The organism is Chlamydia crocodili, assembly GCF_018343815.1.
In the GTDB taxonomy this organism is placed as follows: domain Bacteria; phylum Chlamydiota; class Chlamydiia; order Chlamydiales; family Chlamydiaceae; genus Chlamydia; species Chlamydia crocodili.
In genome coordinates, this window is sequence record NZ_CP060791.1 from 1,099,410 (window position 1) to 1,117,148 (window position 17,739).

Here is a 17,739-nt window from a genome sequence, read left to right on the forward strand (position 1 = left end):
AAAAAAGCTTTTTTATATTAAAAAAGATATATGAAAACTATTTAGATGAGATAGTTTTATGCGGGCGTGGGAAGACTTTCTTTTGCTACAAGAAAAAGAAATTGGTACAAGTACTGTAGACAAATGGTTAAGGTCGTTAAAAGTCCTGTGTTTTGACGCGTGTAATCTATATCTTGAAGCCAAAGATTCCTTTCAAGTGACTTGGTTTGAAGAACATATACGCCATAAGGTTAAAACTAATTTAGTAAACAATAATGGGAAGTTGATTCGTGTTCACATAACTTCTTTAGATAAAACCACACCTTTCTATAAAGAAAAACAAATTCAACAGGAAAAGACTGCCTACTTCACTATGCAATATGGCAATGTAAATCCTGAAATGACTTTTTCTAATTTTCTTGTGACTCCTGAAAATGATTTACCCTTTCGTATTCTACAGGAGTTTACTAAGCCTGGAGAAGATGCTACAGGCTTCCCATTTAATCCTATTTATCTTTTTGGACCTGAAGGTTCTGGGAAAACACATTTGATGCAGGCTGCAGTAAGTGCTCTTCGAGAATCTGGAGGAAAAATTCTTTATGTTGCTTCAGATTTATTTACAGAACACTTAGTTTCAGCTATACGCTCTGGAGAGATGCAAAGATTTCGTTCTTTTTATCGTAATGTTGATGCCTTATTTATAGAAGATATAGAGGTATTTTCGGGTAAAGGAGCCACTCAGGAAGAGTTTTTTCATACTTTTAATTCCCTACAGACTGAAGGTAAATTGATAGTCGTTTCCTCGGCATACGCACCTGGGGATTTAAAGGCTGTCGAGGAGCGACTTATTAGTCGTTTTGAATGGGGGGTTGCGGTTCCCATTCATCCTTTAACAAAAGAAGGATTAAGAAGTTTTCTTATGCATCAAGCCCAACAGTTATCTATCCGTATAGAAGATACTGCTTTAGATTTCTTAATTCATTCTCTATCTTCAAATGTAAAAACATTAATAGATGCACTCACGTTATTATCGAAACGCGTTGCGTACAAAAAATTAGCACAGCAGCTACTTTATGAGGATGATATACAATCTTTATTGCATGATGTTTTAGAGGCTGCAGAGAGTATTCGATTAACCCCCTCGGGAATTATCCGTGCTGTTGCTAAATATTATGGCGTGTCCCCGGAGAGTATTTTAGGTCGTTCGCAATCTCGAGAATATGTATTGCCTAGACAGGTGGCCATGTATCTATGTCGTCAGAAATTATCTTTATCTTATGTACGTATAGGAGATGTATTTTCTAGAGATCATTCAACAGTAATTTCATCAATACGTACTATTTCTCAGAAGGTAGAGGAAGGGGGGCACGACATTAGTATTGCTACACAAGAACTAACGAAATCTCTTACCTCAGCGTATAAGAGTCTTGAATTCTTCCCAGAAGAAGAAATCCCTTGTTAGTATAAGCTGCTAATCTTGCCCGCAGAATTTAGAGGTAATCTCTTTTCTATACTTAATAATTAAGCAAGCAATAGATACAACTATTAAGACAATTTGTATAATTAATGCCCCAATAATCGCAGGGATTGAAAGACACCCACTCGCTAACAATAAGCAAGTTGATAAAGCAGCAGTTAATCCTAAAATCACCCATAAAGCTGTATGCTGAATCATCGGACATGTAGGATGTCTGTCAACACAAGGTCTAGCTATACTTACCGTGCGTCCGGTTGTCCGTCCAGAAGTTTCAGAATCATGAGAGTCAGTAGAGCCTTGGTTATTAAGATCACTTAATGTAAAAACGTTTCTACTTGGACGTCCAGCAAATGCTCCATACCCATGCGCCGTAGTCATAATATTCTCACAGATGACAAAATTTTCAAAAAATTTAGCATATTTTTATTTTTAAATCAATTTAAACGATAGGCAGTTCTTTGATTTTCAGCTTTTTAAACTAAAATATTTATTAATTTTTAAAATTAAAAATTAATATTTTACGCGAAATATACCGTATTTTTTTTGATTCTATTGTTTCCCTTTTCTAAGAGCTTTCCTTTTTTTTAGATTTTTCTTATGGAAATACAAAAATCACTTTCTAATTACTTCTTGATTCGGACGACTTATGAGTTTTGATAAGAATTTGGTAAATATAGAAACAATGAAGCAGGCGATTTTAAATCGTCTATATTTTGGAGTAGTTCAATCTCCAGAATCAGCTTCAACCAGGGATATATTTACAGCAGTTTCAAAAACTGTAATGGAATGGTTAGCTAAAGGCTGGCTAAAGACTCAAAATAGTTATTACGAACAAGATGTTAAACGTGTCTATTATATTTCTATGGAGTTTTTACTTGGTAGAAGTTTAAAGAGTAATCTTTTGAATTTAGGAATATTGGATCTTGTGCGAGATGCGTTAGCAGAGTTAAATTACGATTTTGATAGTTTAGTGCAAATGGAGTCAGACGCAGGATTAGGAAATGGTGGTTTAGGACGACTTGCAGCGTGTTATTTGGATTCCATGGCGACATTAGGGATTCCAGCTTACGGTTATGGGATTCGTTATGATTATGGAATTTTCGATCAGAAAATTGTAAATGGATATCAAGTAGAGGCTCCTGATGAGTGGTTGCGCTATGGAAGCCCTTGGGAAATATGTAGGGGGGAGTATCTTTATCCTATTCGTTTTTATGGTAGAGTGATTCACTATACAGATGCTAGGGGAAAAGAAGTTGCAGATCTTGTAGATACACAAGAAGTGTTAGCTATGGCTTATGATGTGCCTATTCCAGGATATGGAATAGACACTGTGAATACTTTGCGCTTATGGCAAGCGCAGTCTCCCCACGGATTTGAATTTAACTATTTCAATCATGGGAACTATATTCGTGCTATAGAGGATATCGCATTAGTAGAAAATATTTCGAGAGTACTCTATCCAAATGATTCTATTTCCGAAGGTCAGGAGCTGAGATTAAAGCAGGAGTACTTTTTAGTGTCTGCGACAATTCAGGATATCCTTCGTAGATATACAAAAATGCATATTTCTTTAGATAATCTTCCTGATAGAGTATCTGTTCAGTTAAATGATACCCATCCTGCTTTAGGAATAGCGGAAATGATGCATATCCTTATTGATAGGGAAGAGCTTCCTTGGGATAAGGCATGGGATATGACGACTCGTATATTTAATTATACGAATCATACGATATTACCCGAAGCTTTAGAGCGTTGGTCTATAGACCTATTTTCACGATTATTACCCAGGCATTTAGAAATTATCTATGAAATTAATTCCCGATGGTTGGAGAAAGTTTCTCAGAGATTTCCTGGAGATAATGATAAGCGAAGAGCTTTATCTATCATTGAAGAGGGAAGTGATAAGCATGTGAATATGGCAAGCCTTGCTGTTGTAGGCTCTGCTAGAGTTAATGGTGTATCTGCTTTTCATTCTCAACTTATAAAAACAACCTTATTCAAAGATTTCGTAGAATTTTTCCCTGATAAATTCATTAACGTAACTAATGGAATTACTCCGAGACGGTGGTTAGCTCTATGCAATCCTCGTCTAAATACCTTATTAGATCAGACAATTGGAGATGCACATCTTATAGATCTTTCTCAAATTCATAATGTAATACCTTTTGCTAATGATGCGAGTTTCAGAGAACAGTGGCATCAAATTAAGCTAAAAAATAAACAAGACTTTGCATTAAAACTTAAAAAAGAAATCGGAGAAAAAATAGATCCTGAATCTCTCTTCGATTTTCATGTAAAGCGTATTCATGAATATAAACGTCAATTAATGAATATCCTTAGAGTTATTTATCTTTATAATGATCTTAAGGAAAACGCTGCCTCCAGCATCGTTCCTACAACAGTAATTTTTTCTGGTAAGGCCGCACCAGGATATGTTTTCGCTAAACTCATTATTAAACTTATCAACAGCGTTGCAGATTGTGTAAATAATGATCCTCAAGTTAATGAAGTTTTAAAGGTTCTTTTTCTTCCTAATTATTGTGTGACCATGTCTGAAATGATCATGCCCGCTTCTGATATATCGGAACAAATTTCAACAGCAGGAATGGAAGCTTCTGGTACCGGAAATATGAAATTTGCTTTAAATGGTGCTCTAACAATAGGGACTATGGATGGAGCTAACATAGAAATGTCAGAATATATTGGTCGCGACAATATGTTTATTTTCGGTTTGTTAGAAGAAGAAATAGCAAAAATACGTCGAGAGTATTATCCGCAAGGAATATGCAATGATAATCCTAAGATCGCACATGTATTAAAATTACTAGATCAAGGATTTTTCAATACTTCAGATAAAGATCTTTTCAAATCTATAGTCCATAGGTTACTTCACGAGGGAGACCCGTTCTTCGTTTTGGCAGATTTAGAATCTTATATTCGCGTTCATGAATCTGCAGCCACTTTATTTACGCAAACTGACGAATGGATTAAGAAATCCATTTATAATGTTGGTGGTATGGGTTTTTTCTCCAGTGATAGAGCGATTTCCGACTATGCTAAAGATATATGGAATGTCCCCACGAATTATAAATCTTAAGTAAAAAGGGCTTCTATTTTAGATGGGAATTTATCTTATTAGAAACGCTTTTTACTATACCAAACACAGTATGTCTTAATTTAATAGAAGTACAGAGGGTGCCTCTAATATCTTCTGTAAACGTTTCATAAACATCGCTGCGGGATAACCATCGATCACACGATGATCTATGGATAATGTCAACATGCATGTAGAACCAATCACAATATCTTCATTCATTACCACAGGCTCTTCTTGAACACTACCTACAGCAAGAATAGCGGCTTGGGGAGGATTAATAATTGCTGTGAATTCGGTAATTCCTGTCATACCTAAATTAGAAACGCAAAAGGACCCACCCTTATACTCTTCCTCTTTTAAGGATTGAGATTTAGCTTTAGAAGCTAAACTCTTAATTTCTGCAGATATCATTCCAATATTCTTACGATCAGCACAACGTACAATCGGAGTAATTACACCGTCAGGAATGGCTACAGCTATCGAAATATCAATAGTTTCAAAACGTACAATTTTATTGTCCACGCTATTGAATCCTGAATTTACTTCTGGAAACTCTTTTAAAGCTAAAGCGCAAGCACGAACAATACAATCGTTAATAGAAAGTTTGATTCCTTGAATTTGCAATTCTTTAAGTAGGGATAATAGTGGAGATGTATAAACTTTTTGCCGTACATAAAAATGGGGAACGAAAGTTTTTGCAGCTTGTAATCTTTGTGCAATAATTTCTCGAACAGGGGAGAGAGTTTCTTCATGATACGCTCCTGGGTGGACTTCAGGAGCTTCAGGATAACCAAAGCCTGCAATACCTTTGGCGGGAGCCTTTTCAAGATCTTTTTCAACTATACGTCCTCCAGGACCGCTACCTTTAATTCCAGAAATATCCAAATTTTTTTCTTTGGCTACGCGTTTAGCTAAAGGAGAAACTGGGGATTTTGAAGAAGCTTGTTTTAGGGATAGAGGTTCAGAAAGGGGAGGTTCGGGTTTAAATCCAAAAGCCACCATCATTGAGGAACCTTGATGAGATATATCGGATACAGATTTTTCTTCTTGTTCGTTATTCTCTGTAGAAGGTTGTGAAATCGGAGATTTTGGAAGTAATTCCTCTAAGTTGAAAGACTCATCTTTTTCAGAAGATATGACAGCTATGGGTGTACCTATTTGTACTTTTGTGCCTTCTTTAATAAGACATTCTCGAAACCAGCCTTCTTCAGATGCTGTATGTTCTAAAACAGCCTTATCGGTTGATATTTCGACGAGAACATCACCAAATCCTATCTTATCACCACTGTTTTTATGCCACTTTACTATTGTGCCAATTTCCATAGTTGGAGAGAGTTTAGGCATTTTTAATAGAGAAATCACAAATTTACCTCATGATTTTTTCGATAGTATCTAAAATACGATTTACATTTGGGAGAGTTGTCTGTTCTAGCGTCTTGTTATAAGGCATAGGAGTTTCTTTTTGGCACACTCTTAAAGGAGGACTATCCAGGTAATCAAAAACGTGTTCTGTAATTTCAGTAATGATTTCCGCAGAGATTCCTGCAAAGTAGTGACCCTCTTCTACAACTATACAATTTCCTGTTTTCTTTATTGAAGAAAATATTCCAGAGATGTCTAGAGGTTTAATTGTACGTAGATCAATAATTTCTACAGAAAGACCGTAACGTTGTTTGGCTACCTTTACAGCTTGTTTTACTACAGAAACCATACGGCCGTAAGTAATAATTGTCAGGTCTTTACCTTCCTCAATAATATGAGACTTCCCAATAGGAACTAAATATTCTTCAATAGGAACTTCACCTTTGAGATTGTATTCCAACTCATTTTCTAAGAAAAGAACAGGATTATCATTTCTAATTGCGGATTTTAATAATCCTTTAGCATCATAAGGATTTGAAGGGGAAATGACAATTAAACCTGGAATATTAGCGTATAGAGCTTCTACGCAATGAGAGTGCTGACAAGATACTTGTGCTGCGGCTCCATTAGGTCCACGGAATACAATAGGAACTGAAAATTTTCCACCAGTCATGTAATGCATTTTTGCAGCATGAGAAATAATCTGATCCGCGGCGACTAAAGAGAAGTTCCAGCTCATAAATTCTATAATTGGACGCAGGCCTGTTAAAGCGGCTCCTATACCAATACCTGTAAAGGCAGCTTCACTGATTGGTGTATCAATAACTCTTGATGGTGACCATTTATCTAAAAGTCCTTTTGTAACTTTGTAGGCACCGTTATATTCGGCAACTTCTTCTCCTAGTATACATACATTAGGATCCCTGGCCATTTCTTCATCAATAGCTTCTCTAATAGCTTCTCGGATTTCTAATGTAACGTACTTAGGCATAAACCCCTTCTTCTAATGTGGCAATCGCTGGTTCTGGATCTGATTTTGCTTCAGTGAAGGCTTGCAAGACTTCATTCTTACATTCCTGACGTAGCTCTTGAAATTTTTCTTCTGAAAGTGCTCCCAGTTGGATTAACCAATTTTTAGCAAAAGTAATAGGATCTTTTTTTATAAGACATTGCATCTCTTCTTTACTTCTATAGAGATTAGGATCAGAAATAGAGTGTCCCCTAAATCGTGAGCATAGACATTCGACAAGAACAGGAAGATGTGTCTTTTGCATGTATTCGTAAGCTTCCTTAAAGCCTAGAAGACAATTAAAAAGATCAAAACCATTTAAAGTAAATGAACGTATTCCGTAAGAAGATCCCTGAGATTCTCCTATAGGTTGCTTCGCAATAGCACGATTAAGAGCTGTCCCCATACCCCAACCATTATTTTCTATAACAAGCATAAGAGGAAGGCTGTGTAGAGAAGAAAAATTTAATGTTTCATGAAATACTCCTTGAGCAACGGCACCGTCTCCAATGAACCCTAGAGAAATTTTATCTTCACCGCGATATTTCATAGCAAATGCTGCTCCAGCAGCTAAAGGAATTTGCCCTCCTACAATACCAAATCCCCCGGGGAAATTTGGACCACACATATGCATAGATCCGCCTCGACCTAGCGCACAACCCGTTTCTTTCCCTAATAATTCTGCTGCGAGTGAGCGTAGGGGAATATTTAATAATACTGCTAGAGCATGACAACGATAGGATGAGAAAAACCATTGATCTAACCCTGTATTGGCTAATGCTGCAGTAGCAACAGCCTCTTGACCACTGTAGGAGTGGTAGAAACCACCAACTAATCCTTCTAAATATGCTTCTTCACCGCGAGCTTCAAATTCGCGAATTAATAACATATTTTTGATGAACTTTAGACACCGGTCCACGCCGTATATAGCAATAATATTTTTTATTGTAGCCTCGTCCGATTCGATAGAGGCGATATTGTAATGAGAAGAGTCGGGCATACTTGATACGAGAGTTGCGTCAAGGATTAAGTTCACCCCATTATAAAGTCATGGATTTGAAAAGACAAGACCAAAAAAGTAATTAAGTTTTTTAAAAAAAAGAAAAATCTTTAATATCTTCCCATTTGTATATTTCCGACCAAGAAGTAAAGGACTGTGGACACATGGACGTTTTTAGCAGACTAAATCGTCAGAATCATTTTTATGTGGAACAGATAGATGGTGTCATGAGAGACCCGAATTCTCGTGATAACAACAATAATAAGAAAGATAATGAATTAAAGAAAAAATTATTAACCATAACGAAGCGAGTTGTTACTTCAGCTCAAGAATTTCAGCGTGGAAGAGAGGATGCTAGTAATTATTTAAAAAAAACCCAATGGATGCCGTATAAAAATGAGGAGTTAGAGGAGACTAAAGAGTTATTCTCGATGCTTACCTCAATAGATAGGAAATTAGCTCAATTATTTTTTTATGCCCCTTCTTGTGGTTTAGAATGGGATGACTTCACTACAACTATAAACCAAATTGAAGAGAATTGTGGCTTAGGTGGTGTATTATTATCTTGCGGTTCTTTTGAAAAGCAATGTAGATACATTCATGATTTCAATAAATCTCTGACAATTCCATTACTTTTAGGGTGTTCTATATCTCATAGTTTACAGTTTTATTTATCATATCAGAACTTATCTTTGATGGATTGTGAAAATCTATACGACATAGGAGTCAATATAGGAACACTGCTCAAAGATTACGGAGTTGCTATTTCTTTAATTTTTAAAGAAATTGTGAGTATGGATTTGACTAATTATTCTGAATTGATCAGAGGATTAAAACATTCGGGGAGTATACAAGGAAAATTACATCATTGTGATTTTTCTTCTACAACAACTACACCGAGTCCTATAGCATTACGTTACAGCTTGGCAAATACTATTCGTGGTCTAGCTATAGACGTGGATTTTTCCAGTGTGAAATTTATGGGATGTTCTATGCTTACGAATGTCGAAAACACGATTAAAGCATTAAATTATGGAGTTGAGTGTTTTACTTTTTCTAGTTTGAAGGAGCTAGGAGAAGGTATAAAGGCCTTAACTCGATTAATTTCCGCAGGAAAAGTTAGTCCAGCAATTATCAATAAAAATGTAATCAAAATGTTAACTTTGAAAAGACGCTTTAAAACAATGAAAATATAACCCAACTAAGGGATTATTTGTGCTTCTTCGGATTCTTCTGATAATCCCTTTATCTTTTCTTCCAATAATCCTAAACGTTCTTCTAATTTAGGTAGACTGCGGATCTTTGCAATTTGACGATGAATTTCTTGATAAGGGCGTGCCGGAGCTCCTCCATAGATTCCTGGAGAAGAAATAGATTTAGTAACTCCTGTTTGAGCCATCATAATTACATGGTCCGTTATTGAAATATGACCTGTAATTCCTGTCTGCCCGCCAATAATGACGTGGTTACCAATTTTCGTAGAGCCTGCGATTCCTGCTTGGGCAACAATCATACTATGTTTCCCTATCTCGACGTGATGAGCTATTTGAACTTGATTATCAATTTTTGTACCCTCACGTATGATACTATTTTTGAAACGACCTCTATCTACTGTAGTATTTGCTCCTATTTCAACATCATCTTCGATAATTACCTTGCCAAGGTGCTTTAAATGCTTATGACGACCAAAGGCATTAGTTATATAGCCAAAGCCACATGATCCAATAATAGCTCCGGGTTGAATAATGACCCTTTTGCCTATTTCAACACGTTCACGGATAACTACTTTAGGATGAACAAGACAACTTTCTTCAAGACTAGAATATGCCCCTATAACACTCCCTGCTCCAATATATGAAGAATCCCCAATATAAGCATGTTGGCATATAACAGCATAGGGTTCTATACAGACATCTTTGCCGATATGGGCTGTAGGATGAATAATAGCTGTAGGGTGGATTCCAGGAAATCCTGATTCAACAGGAGGGATAAATAGCTCTATACATTTCTGGAAAGCTATTGATGGGAACTCAGAAACTATAAGAAAGTTCTTGTTTAAATGCCCATACTTTTGAGCTTGAGCTTTTGATAGGATGATAGCCCCAGCCTCAGTAATTTTTATAAAACGAGAATACTTCTCATTATCTAAAAAAGTAACATGATGAGCTCGAGCTTCACTTATTTCTTCGACACCAGAAATAGGAGTTGCTGTATTTCCCTGAACTTCAACTTTTAATAAGTCTGCTAACTGTTGAAGAGTATAAACCTGTTCCTGAGGCATACAAAACTCCTTGGTTCTTGAGGTATCTTAATTATTTTTGAAAGATTCATCAAGAATTTTGATAATCTCATTAGTTTTATCAGCACTAGAAGCAATGGATAGGACTACTTCATCATTCAAAATAGCTAGTAAACCTTCTTTTATACGTACTACTTCAGAAGCTTTTTTTACTTCTTGTATCAATTTCTGCACTCTTTTCATATTGCTTTGGTTCAACATTTGATAATATTGAGACTGTAAAGCATTATATTCTGCGGAGAGGCTTTCAAACTTTTTTCTTAGTTCATCAGCAGCTGAAGAGGAGAGACTCTCTATATAATCTTCGTCTTGTAACTTATTATAAAGTGCTGTCAGTTCTTCTTCCATTTTCTCAGAATTCTTTGAGAACTGCTGCTTCATATTTTCAAGTTCTTCTGTTTCTTTTTTCCCAAAAGCAGATTCTTCTAAACAACGCTTTAAGCTAACGACGCCTAAATTACCCTCAAGAGAGTCGTTGTCAGCAAAAACTTGTTGTGTACCTGCTAAAGTTAGTAAAGCTAGAAAAACAGAGCGTAATGATTTTTTCATATTAACCTTTATAAGATCTAAGAGATGAAGAGCTTTAGATTAGCAAAAGCTCTCTCTGAAGACAACCAAAGATTTAGAGTTTCTTTTACTTTCTTGCTTAGCTATATTTAGAAGACGCCTCCTAAAGCAAAGAAGAAACGTTGTGAAACATCGATCTTTTCACCTTCAAATACTTCTGTAGGACGGAATGGCCAACCAAAACCTAACATAACAGGTACGTTGTTCATTACGTCGAAGCGTAGACCAAATCCTGCACTACCACAAAGATCTTTTAATCGGATAGTGTATTCTTTAAGTCCAATAAATCCTGAATCTAGGAAAACAAAAGCACTAACGTTAGGCTGATTGATTAAAGGATATTGGAACTCTTCAGTAAGTAGGAGAGAGGATAAACCTCCCTGAGGTTCTGTAGGAGAGAATTTAGGACCAATGATAAATGGCTTATATCCACGAACCGTAGTTTCCCCACCTAAGAAGAAACGTTCACTAATGGGAATACCTTCTAGATTTGTATCGCCAAACGGTTTAAGAAATTGGGCTTCTCCTTTAATTTTCAATACACCTTTTCTTGTTAATTTTCGGTATATTGAGCTGTTTATGGAGAGCTTTGTAAAATGATATGTACCACCAAGACCAGAAACTTCAAAGTTTATACCACTGCGTATTCCTGTAGTTGGATTTCTAGGATTGTTTACAGAATCATAATTTAAATTTACACCAGCAGCAGATACGAAACCTTTATTAGCAGCAAGATCTGGTCCTGCTTGATTCCTTTTCTTTTTATGTAAGCTAGTCTGAGTGCCGCGATAATAGATTCCATATTTTAATTGTTGATTTAAGATGTATGTGGTGCTGACATTTCCACCATAAGTCTCAACAGAATAATCTTTAGAGAGAGCTCTGTTGATTGACTTATCAAGCTCAACACCTAGAATCCATGGCGTATTTAAAAAGTGAGGCTTAGTCCATTTGACAGTATAATCAGTAACCTTATCTCCAAAATTAGCTTTCAGAAATAGATATTCTCCACCACCTCTTAAGCATTTAAAGCCTTTAGAGAATAGATGTCTAATACCCAGAAGGTCAAAATTACTTTCAGATAATTCAACTCCTCCAAACAAATTGTCCAAGGAGCTAAATCCTAGAAATAGCCCTAAGTTTCCTGTTGTGGTTTCTTTAACATCTATGAAGATGTCACGATATTCTTCAGAATTATCTAAAGGATCTAATTGAGAGCGTACCGTGTAAACACTGACACTTTGAAAATAACCCGTATTTCTTAAACGTTGTTCAGTATCTTCAAGTTTTAGTCTATTGAAAGTATCTCCTGGAAATAGGCTGCTTTCGTGTAGGATAACATCGTGTTTTGTATGAGTATTTCCCGTAATTTTGATTAAACCAACTTTATAAGGAGAACCTTCACTTACTTGATAAGTCACATCATAAACAGAACGTAACGCGTGAGGAGAAAAAGTCACATCAACATTAGTGTTGATATATCCATATTTAGCATAGATATTTTTAATTTTTTGAGCGCCGTCCCATATGTTTTCTGGACAGTAAATATCATTAGGACCCGCAGACAATTGTTTTTCTACGAGTCGTTTAGGTAGCAGATTAAATCCTTCAATATGAACATGTCCTAAGGTATAAAGGGGACCTTTGTCTACATCCATATAAAGTATGATATTTCCACATTCATCAACTTCACGTTTTGGAGTAACTGTTGCATCTGCGTAACCTAGATTATGTAAGTAATTAGTAATTGCAAATGAATCTTGTTCAACGACATCTGGATGATATAAACCACTCCCTGTAAACCAACTAGTGGTTTTTGAGTACTGCTTAGTAAGGATGATTTCTTTGACATCAGCCTTTTCACATCTATTAAGACCGCAGATCTCTAATTTTTTAATTTTACCACAAGGACCTTCTTGAATTCGAACAGTGATATCAATATAGCCACGATGTTCGTTATGATCTAAGTCGTAGCATAGATTAGACTCGAAATAGCCACGTTTAAGATAGTAAACTCTAAGTTCGTCAAAGTTTTTTAAGAACTTCTCTCGATCAAATACATCATTTTCGTAGATTTGTAGAGTTTTAAGAATCTTATGATTAGGTACGGCTTCATTTCCTGTAATACAAATCTTTCGAATACAAGGTTTGGCAACAAGAACTAAAGAGATGGTAGTCTTTCCATTGGAAAAATCAACTTTTGGCTCCACTCTATCATAGTCCTTAGATAGATTCCGTAGATCTTCGTCAAAGTCTGCTTGAGAAAACAAGGCCCCACTTTTCGTCTTTAGTTTTGGTAGTGGATGTTTGTTTAAAGAATTTTCACCTTCGGTCGTAATCGTAATAGATTCAACTAGTGTATATCCTTCCTTAACTGTTTCTGTAGCCACTAGAGCCAATGGGGCCTGGATTAGCGCCAAAACAGTAAACCGCAGAATAACTTTATTTCGTATCATGAACATTCGAAAGAATTTCCCCTAGGACAGAAAAACTTGTTTATTGAAGTAAGCACAAAAATAAGGACTAGGATGTTTTTTAACAAGATCTTACTATCTTGAGTATTTACAGTGCTTCTAAAGGTATTTATGTTTTTATAGCCAAAAAAATTTAAAAATAGAAAAATTTTATTTCAAGTTTAATATGGATTTCTTCCAGAAAATGCTCTGGCAAGGGTTCCCGAGTCTATATAATCAAAAGACAACCCGATTGGCAAGCCTAAAGCTAAACGAGAAATAGAAACTGAAGAATGAGCAAGCTCTTGTTTTAAAAAAAGAGCGGTAGCGTCTCCTTCTAGAGTAGCGTCTAAGGCTATAATGATTTCTTTTGGTTTTAAAAATTCTATACGCTGTTTCAATAAATCCATTCTTGCTGAATCAATATTTTTTCCTGTTATTGGAGATAATAGTGCTCCCAAGACGTAATAATGACCTTTGAAAATTTGAGAGCGTTCTAAAGAAAAAATATCTTTAGGAGTTGCTACGATGCATAATTTAGAGGTGTCACGGTTGGTTTGACAGAACTCACAATGACTATCTGGAAAATTCTTCAAAGAAAAACAGGTGGAACAGTGACTTCGCGCCGAAGACACTTCAGAAAAAGCTTGACCCATAGCTTCTAGTTGATCTTGATCCCAGTCCAACAATTCAAAGGCTAATTTTTCCGCTGTCTTAAATCCTATTCCTGGAAGTTTCCTAAGAAAAGAGATCAATTTGGATAAATAATCTGGGTACTTTAACATTTTAAACTATCCATATTTTTTTTGTTTCGTCTTAGGGCTTCAGAAGGGACTTATATACCCAAAATAAAAGTTAGGGTATAAACTCTTTGAATAGTATACTAGCTTTTTTCTTTATTTGTGGTTGTGTGTGAAAAAAACAAGAAAGGCATCTATTTGGGCTACGGGTTCTTATCTACCCGAAAAAATCCTATCTAATTCTGATCTTGAACAGATGGTAGATACTTCTGATGAATGGATAGTAACAAGAACCGGAATCAAAGAAAGACGTATTGCTGCAGTTGGTGAGTATACATCGATTATGGGAGCTAAAGCAGCAGAGAAAGCAATCCAGAAAGCTGGTCTCACAAAAGACCAAATAGAATGCATTATTTTTTCCACCTCAGCTCCCGATCATATTTTTCCGTCTAGCGCAGCTTTGGCTCAGGCTTATTTGGGAATAAAAGAAATTCCTGCATTTGATTGTATGGCTGCTTGTACTGGTTATTTATATGGTTTATCAGTAGCTAAAGCCTTTATTGAATCAGGAATGTACAACAATGTTTTGCTTATTGCAGCAGATAAACTTTCTTCTTTTGTAAATTATGAAGATAGAAACACCTGTGTGCTTTTTGGTGATGGGGGGGCTGCCTGTGTTATTGGAGAAAGCCGTCCAGGAGCTTTAGAAATCACTAATGTAAATTTAGGAGCTGACGGAAGTGTGGCAGATTTATTAAGTTTGCCTGCCGGAGGGAGTCGTATTCCTGCTTCTATGGAGACTGTAGCAGAAGGCAAGCATTTTATTGCCATGGAAGGAAAAGAAGTATTTAAGCATGCAGTAAGACGTATGGAGTCTGCAGCTAAAACATGTATTGCTGAGGCGGGTCTAGCAGAAGGTGATATAGACTGGTTAGTTCCACATCAAGCTAATGAAAGAATTATCGATGCTATAGCTAAGCGTTTCGAAATAGACGAGGCTAAAGTATTCAAAACTTTGTCCAAGTATGGAAATACGGCAGCCTCTTCTGTGTGCATAGCTCTAGATGAATTATTGCAATCACATGTAATTAATTCTGGAGAATATCTGCTCCTAGTTGCTTTTGGAGGTGGATTATCTTGGGGAGCAGTTGTTTTACAGCAGGTAGAAGGTTAATTCATGATGAGAAAAATAGGATTCTTATTTCCAGGCCAAGGTAGTCAATATGTTGGTATGGGTAAAGATTTGGTAGAGCATTATCCAGAAGCTGCTGAAATATTTACTTTAGCTGATGAGACATTAGGCTTTTCTTTGTCTTCAATTATGTTTGATGGACCTGAAGAAAAATTACTTGAAACAGCTTACAGTCAATTAGCTATATATTTACATAGTTTAGCTGTAATAAAAATTTTAGCTTCAAGAACTTCTATAATACCCGCTGTAGTTTCTGGATTAAGTTTGGGAGAATACACTGCTCTAGTTGCCTCTGGACGTATTTCTCCAATTGATGGTTTTAATATCATTAGTAAGCGTGCTCAGTTTATGAATCAAGCTTGTCAACAAAACCCGGGAGCTATGGCAGCAATTCTTGGATTGACTGTAGATATTGTTGAACAAAATCTAGAAAGTTTAGGAAAGGGTATTTGGATTGCTAATTATAATGCTCCTAAACAGCTTGTGATTGCTGGTTTGCGAGAAAAAATAGAAGAGGCTGTTGTATTATTTACGGATTTAGGAGCAAAAAGAGCAATTTTGTTAAAAGTATTCGGTGCTTTTCACACGCCGCTCATGCAGGCAGCAGAAGACGAGTTAGCTCCTTATTTATATAATTTAGATATGAATAGTTCTGAAATACCTTTCGCATCTAATGTGGTGGCAGATTTTTTAACAAATAATGATGAAATTCGTCAGTGTTTAGTGAAGCAGATGACTTCTCCTACATTATGGTATCAAAGTTGTTCTAAGATAGATTTAGAAGTTGATGAATTTTTAGAAATAGGCCCTGGCAAGGTTCTTGCGGGCTTAAATCGTTCTATAGGGTTAAACAAACCCATTAAAAGTTTAGGCACAGTAGAGAGCATCAATAATTTTTTAGCGGAGCTATAAATGTATGAATAATGTGTTGTTGGGGAAAAAAGCGATCGTTACGGGAGGATCTAGAGGTATAGGATTTGCCATAGCCAAGCTTTTTGTTGAGCAGGGTGCTGATGTTGAAATATGGGGATTAAATGTTGAAGGTGGCAAACAAGCTGCTGAAGAATTATCTAAAATAGGAAAACCGACAACTTTTGCTAAAGTTGATGTTAGTAATAATCAATCTGTGAAAGACGCTGTTCAGAATTTTATTGCAGCACACGGTAGTATTGATATTTTAGTAAATAATGCGGGGATTACTCGAGACAATCTTTTAATGCGTATGTCCGAAGAAGAGTGGTCTGCTGTTATCAATACGAATTTAAATTCGCTATACTATGTGTGTTCGAGTGTAATTCGTTCTATGATTAAAGCTCGTTCTGGATCCATAATCAATATTAGTTCTGTTGTTGGTTTAATGGGTAGTCCGGGACAAACTAACTATGCAGCTGCAAAAGCAGGTATTATAGGATTTAGTAGGGCTTTAGCAAAGGAAGTTGCTGCAAGAAATGTTCGAGTGAACTGTATAGCTCCAGGATGCATTGATACTGACATGACTAAAGTGTTAAATGATAATTTAAAAACAGAGTGGTTAAAAAATGTTCCTATGGGGAGAATGGGTTTCCCAGAAGAAATTGCTAATGTTGCACTATTTCTTGCCTCACCCTTATCTTCTTATATCACTTCTCAGGTAGTGAGTGTTGATGGAGGCATGACACACTAAATAGATTACAAACGATCTGGATTGAAAAATTAGATTTTTGTGATACTAGTTGTTCTTCTCTTTTTCAGGAAATTTTAGATAATTGTGTAGATAAAACATAAGGATATAGCAATGAGTTTAGAAGATGATGTAAAGTCAATTATTGTTGAGCAGCTTGGCGTAGATGCGGGTGAAGTAAATGAAAATTCTTCATTTATCGAAGATCTTAATGCTGATAGTTTAGACTTAACAGAATTGATAATGACTTTGGAAGAAAAGTTCAACTTTGAAATTTCAGAGCAAGATGCAGAGAAATTACGTACTGTAGGCGACGTCATTACATACATTAAGACACGTCAGGGTTAGTAATTCTACATGCCTTTTCTGGGTGCGTTTGTATCCTTAGTGCATCATCTTTTCACTAAAATAGCGCACCGTTTCGTTTTATTTTTCCAAGTTCATTTTCTAGATTGTATTTTTAGATGTGCTTCTATGATGAAGGGTGTCTAAAAGTTATTTGCTTTGCGTAGAGTTCTAAAAGTGACAAGGCAACGGAGGGGCATTCTTCAACAATACTAAGAAATTGTCCTTTGCTTAAGATGAGCGTCCGCACTTGAGTTATAGCTTCAGCGTTATATTCTCGAAGTTTATTACTAAATAAACTTTCTTCACCAAAACAATCCTGAGAAGAAATTGTAACCGATAAAGAGGAATTATTCTCAGTAATTTTAACGTAGCCTTCTACTATAATATATAGGCTGAAACTAGGTTCTTCTGTCGAGAATATCTTCACCCCAGGTTTGAAAATCATAATTTCAGTTTTATCTGAAATAGCTAAGAGAACATCCATATCTAAAGAATTGAAAATAGGATTCTTCTTTAGAAGGAAGGCGCGGTCAATTAGATTCATCAAGAGACTCCT

General features: G+C 36.0%; 16 protein-coding genes. 7 read left to right on the plus strand and 9 right to left on the minus strand.

The features are described from left to right. Nucleotides 1-58 precede the first annotated feature (58 nt). Nucleotides 59-1,441, plus strand: coding sequence for a chromosomal replication initiator protein DnaA (gene dnaA / locus H9Q19_RS04850; protein WP_213240852.1), 1,383 nt, complete (start codon nt 59-61; stop codon nt 1,439-1,441). Between the two features lie 9 nt (nt 1,442-1,450). Here the strand turns inward: dnaA and H9Q19_RS04855 are convergent, their stop codons facing one another. Continuing rightward, nucleotides 1,451-1,834 (minus strand): hypothetical protein, encoded by a 384-nt coding sequence (locus H9Q19_RS04855; RefSeq protein WP_213240854.1) that lies wholly within the window; start codon nt 1,832-1,834, stop codon nt 1,451-1,453. A 268-nt stretch (nt 1,835-2,102) separates the two neighbouring features. Between H9Q19_RS04855 and H9Q19_RS04860 the strand changes: the two genes are divergently transcribed. Further along, complete coding sequence (locus tag H9Q19_RS04860) at nt 2,103-4,553, plus strand: glycogen/starch/alpha-glucan phosphorylase (protein ID WP_213240856.1); 2,451 nt, start codon at nt 2,103-2,105, stop codon at nt 4,551-4,553. A gap of 75 nt (nt 4,554-4,628) precedes the next feature. Here H9Q19_RS04860 and H9Q19_RS04865 read toward each other — a convergent pair whose 3' ends face one another. From H9Q19_RS04865 to pdhA, 3 genes are read right to left on the minus strand one after another with little or no spacing between them, the layout of a single operon-like run. After that, nucleotides 4,629-5,915: a pyruvate dehydrogenase complex dihydrolipoamide acetyltransferase gene (locus H9Q19_RS04865; protein ID WP_213240858.1), complete on the minus strand. Its 1,287-nt coding sequence runs from the start codon at nt 5,913-5,915 to the stop codon at nt 4,629-4,631. A 4-nt stretch (nt 5,916-5,919) separates the two neighbouring features. Next, on the minus strand, nt 5,920-6,906 hold the full coding sequence (locus H9Q19_RS04870) for an alpha-ketoacid dehydrogenase subunit beta (RefSeq protein ID WP_213240860.1): 987 nt from the start codon (nt 6,904-6,906) through the stop codon (nt 5,920-5,922). After that, the gene (pdhA, locus tag H9Q19_RS04875; RefSeq protein WP_213240862.1) at nt 6,899-7,924 is read right to left on the minus strand and encodes a pyruvate dehydrogenase (acetyl-transferring) E1 component subunit alpha; all 1,026 of its coding nucleotides are present in this window, start codon (nt 7,922-7,924) and stop codon (nt 6,899-6,901) included. Before pdhA ends, H9Q19_RS04870 begins: the two co-directional genes overlap by 8 nt. Nucleotides 7,925-8,088: 164 nt before the next feature. On the opposite strand from pdhA, the gene H9Q19_RS04880 reads away from it, so the two are divergent. Further along, entirely contained in the window at nt 8,089-9,120 is a 1,032-nt protein-coding gene (locus tag H9Q19_RS04880) for a hypothetical protein (protein WP_213240864.1), read from the plus strand. 5 nt (nt 9,121-9,125) lie between these two features. Here H9Q19_RS04880 and lpxD read toward each other — a convergent pair whose 3' ends face one another. The 4 genes from lpxD to recR form a co-directional block, all read right to left on the minus strand. After that, nucleotides 9,126-10,205, minus strand: a complete 1,080-nt coding sequence (gene lpxD, locus H9Q19_RS04885) for a UDP-3-O-(3-hydroxymyristoyl)glucosamine N-acyltransferase (protein ID WP_213240866.1) — start codon at nt 10,203-10,205, stop codon at nt 9,126-9,128. Between the two features lie 27 nt (nt 10,206-10,232). After that, nucleotides 10,233-10,772 (minus strand): OmpH family outer membrane protein, encoded by a 540-nt coding sequence (locus H9Q19_RS04890; protein ID WP_213240868.1) that lies wholly within the window; start codon nt 10,770-10,772, stop codon nt 10,233-10,235. Between the two features lie 107 nt (nt 10,773-10,879). After that, nucleotides 10,880-13,252: an outer membrane protein assembly factor BamA gene (bamA, locus tag H9Q19_RS04895; RefSeq protein WP_213240870.1), complete on the minus strand. Its 2,373-nt coding sequence runs from the start codon at nt 13,250-13,252 to the stop codon at nt 10,880-10,882. A 173-nt stretch (nt 13,253-13,425) separates the two neighbouring features. Continuing rightward, nucleotides 13,426-14,028: a recombination mediator RecR gene (gene recR, locus H9Q19_RS04900; protein WP_213240872.1), complete on the minus strand. Its 603-nt coding sequence runs from the start codon at nt 14,026-14,028 to the stop codon at nt 13,426-13,428. Nucleotides 14,029-14,155: 127 nt separating this feature from the next. On the opposite strand from recR, the gene H9Q19_RS04905 reads away from it, so the two are divergent. The 4 genes from H9Q19_RS04905 to acpP all read left to right on the plus strand — a co-directional run bounded on the left by H9Q19_RS04905 (nt 14,156) and on the right by acpP (nt 17,183). After that, nucleotides 14,156-15,157, plus strand: coding sequence for a beta-ketoacyl-ACP synthase III (locus H9Q19_RS04905; RefSeq protein ID WP_375797239.1), 1,002 nt, complete (start codon nt 14,156-14,158; stop codon nt 15,155-15,157). 3 nt (nt 15,158-15,160) lie between these two features. After that, on the plus strand, nt 15,161-16,087 hold the full coding sequence (gene fabD / locus H9Q19_RS04910; RefSeq protein WP_213240877.1) for an ACP S-malonyltransferase: 927 nt from the start codon (nt 15,161-15,163) through the stop codon (nt 16,085-16,087). Between the two features lie 4 nt (nt 16,088-16,091). Further along, nucleotides 16,092-16,838 (plus strand): 3-oxoacyl-ACP reductase FabG, encoded by a 747-nt coding sequence (gene fabG / locus H9Q19_RS04915; protein WP_213240879.1) that lies wholly within the window; start codon nt 16,092-16,094, stop codon nt 16,836-16,838. Nucleotides 16,839-16,949: 111 nt separating this feature from the next. Further along, on the plus strand, nt 16,950-17,183 hold the full coding sequence (acpP, locus tag H9Q19_RS04920) for an acyl carrier protein (protein WP_213240881.1): 234 nt from the start codon (nt 16,950-16,952) through the stop codon (nt 17,181-17,183). Between the two features lie 124 nt (nt 17,184-17,307). On the opposite strand, the gene H9Q19_RS04925 is transcribed toward acpP, so the two are convergent. Beyond that, nucleotides 17,308-17,727 (minus strand): cyclic nucleotide-binding domain-containing protein, encoded by a 420-nt coding sequence (locus H9Q19_RS04925; RefSeq protein WP_213240883.1) that lies wholly within the window; start codon nt 17,725-17,727, stop codon nt 17,308-17,310. Nucleotides 17,728-17,739: the final 12 nt, after the last annotated feature.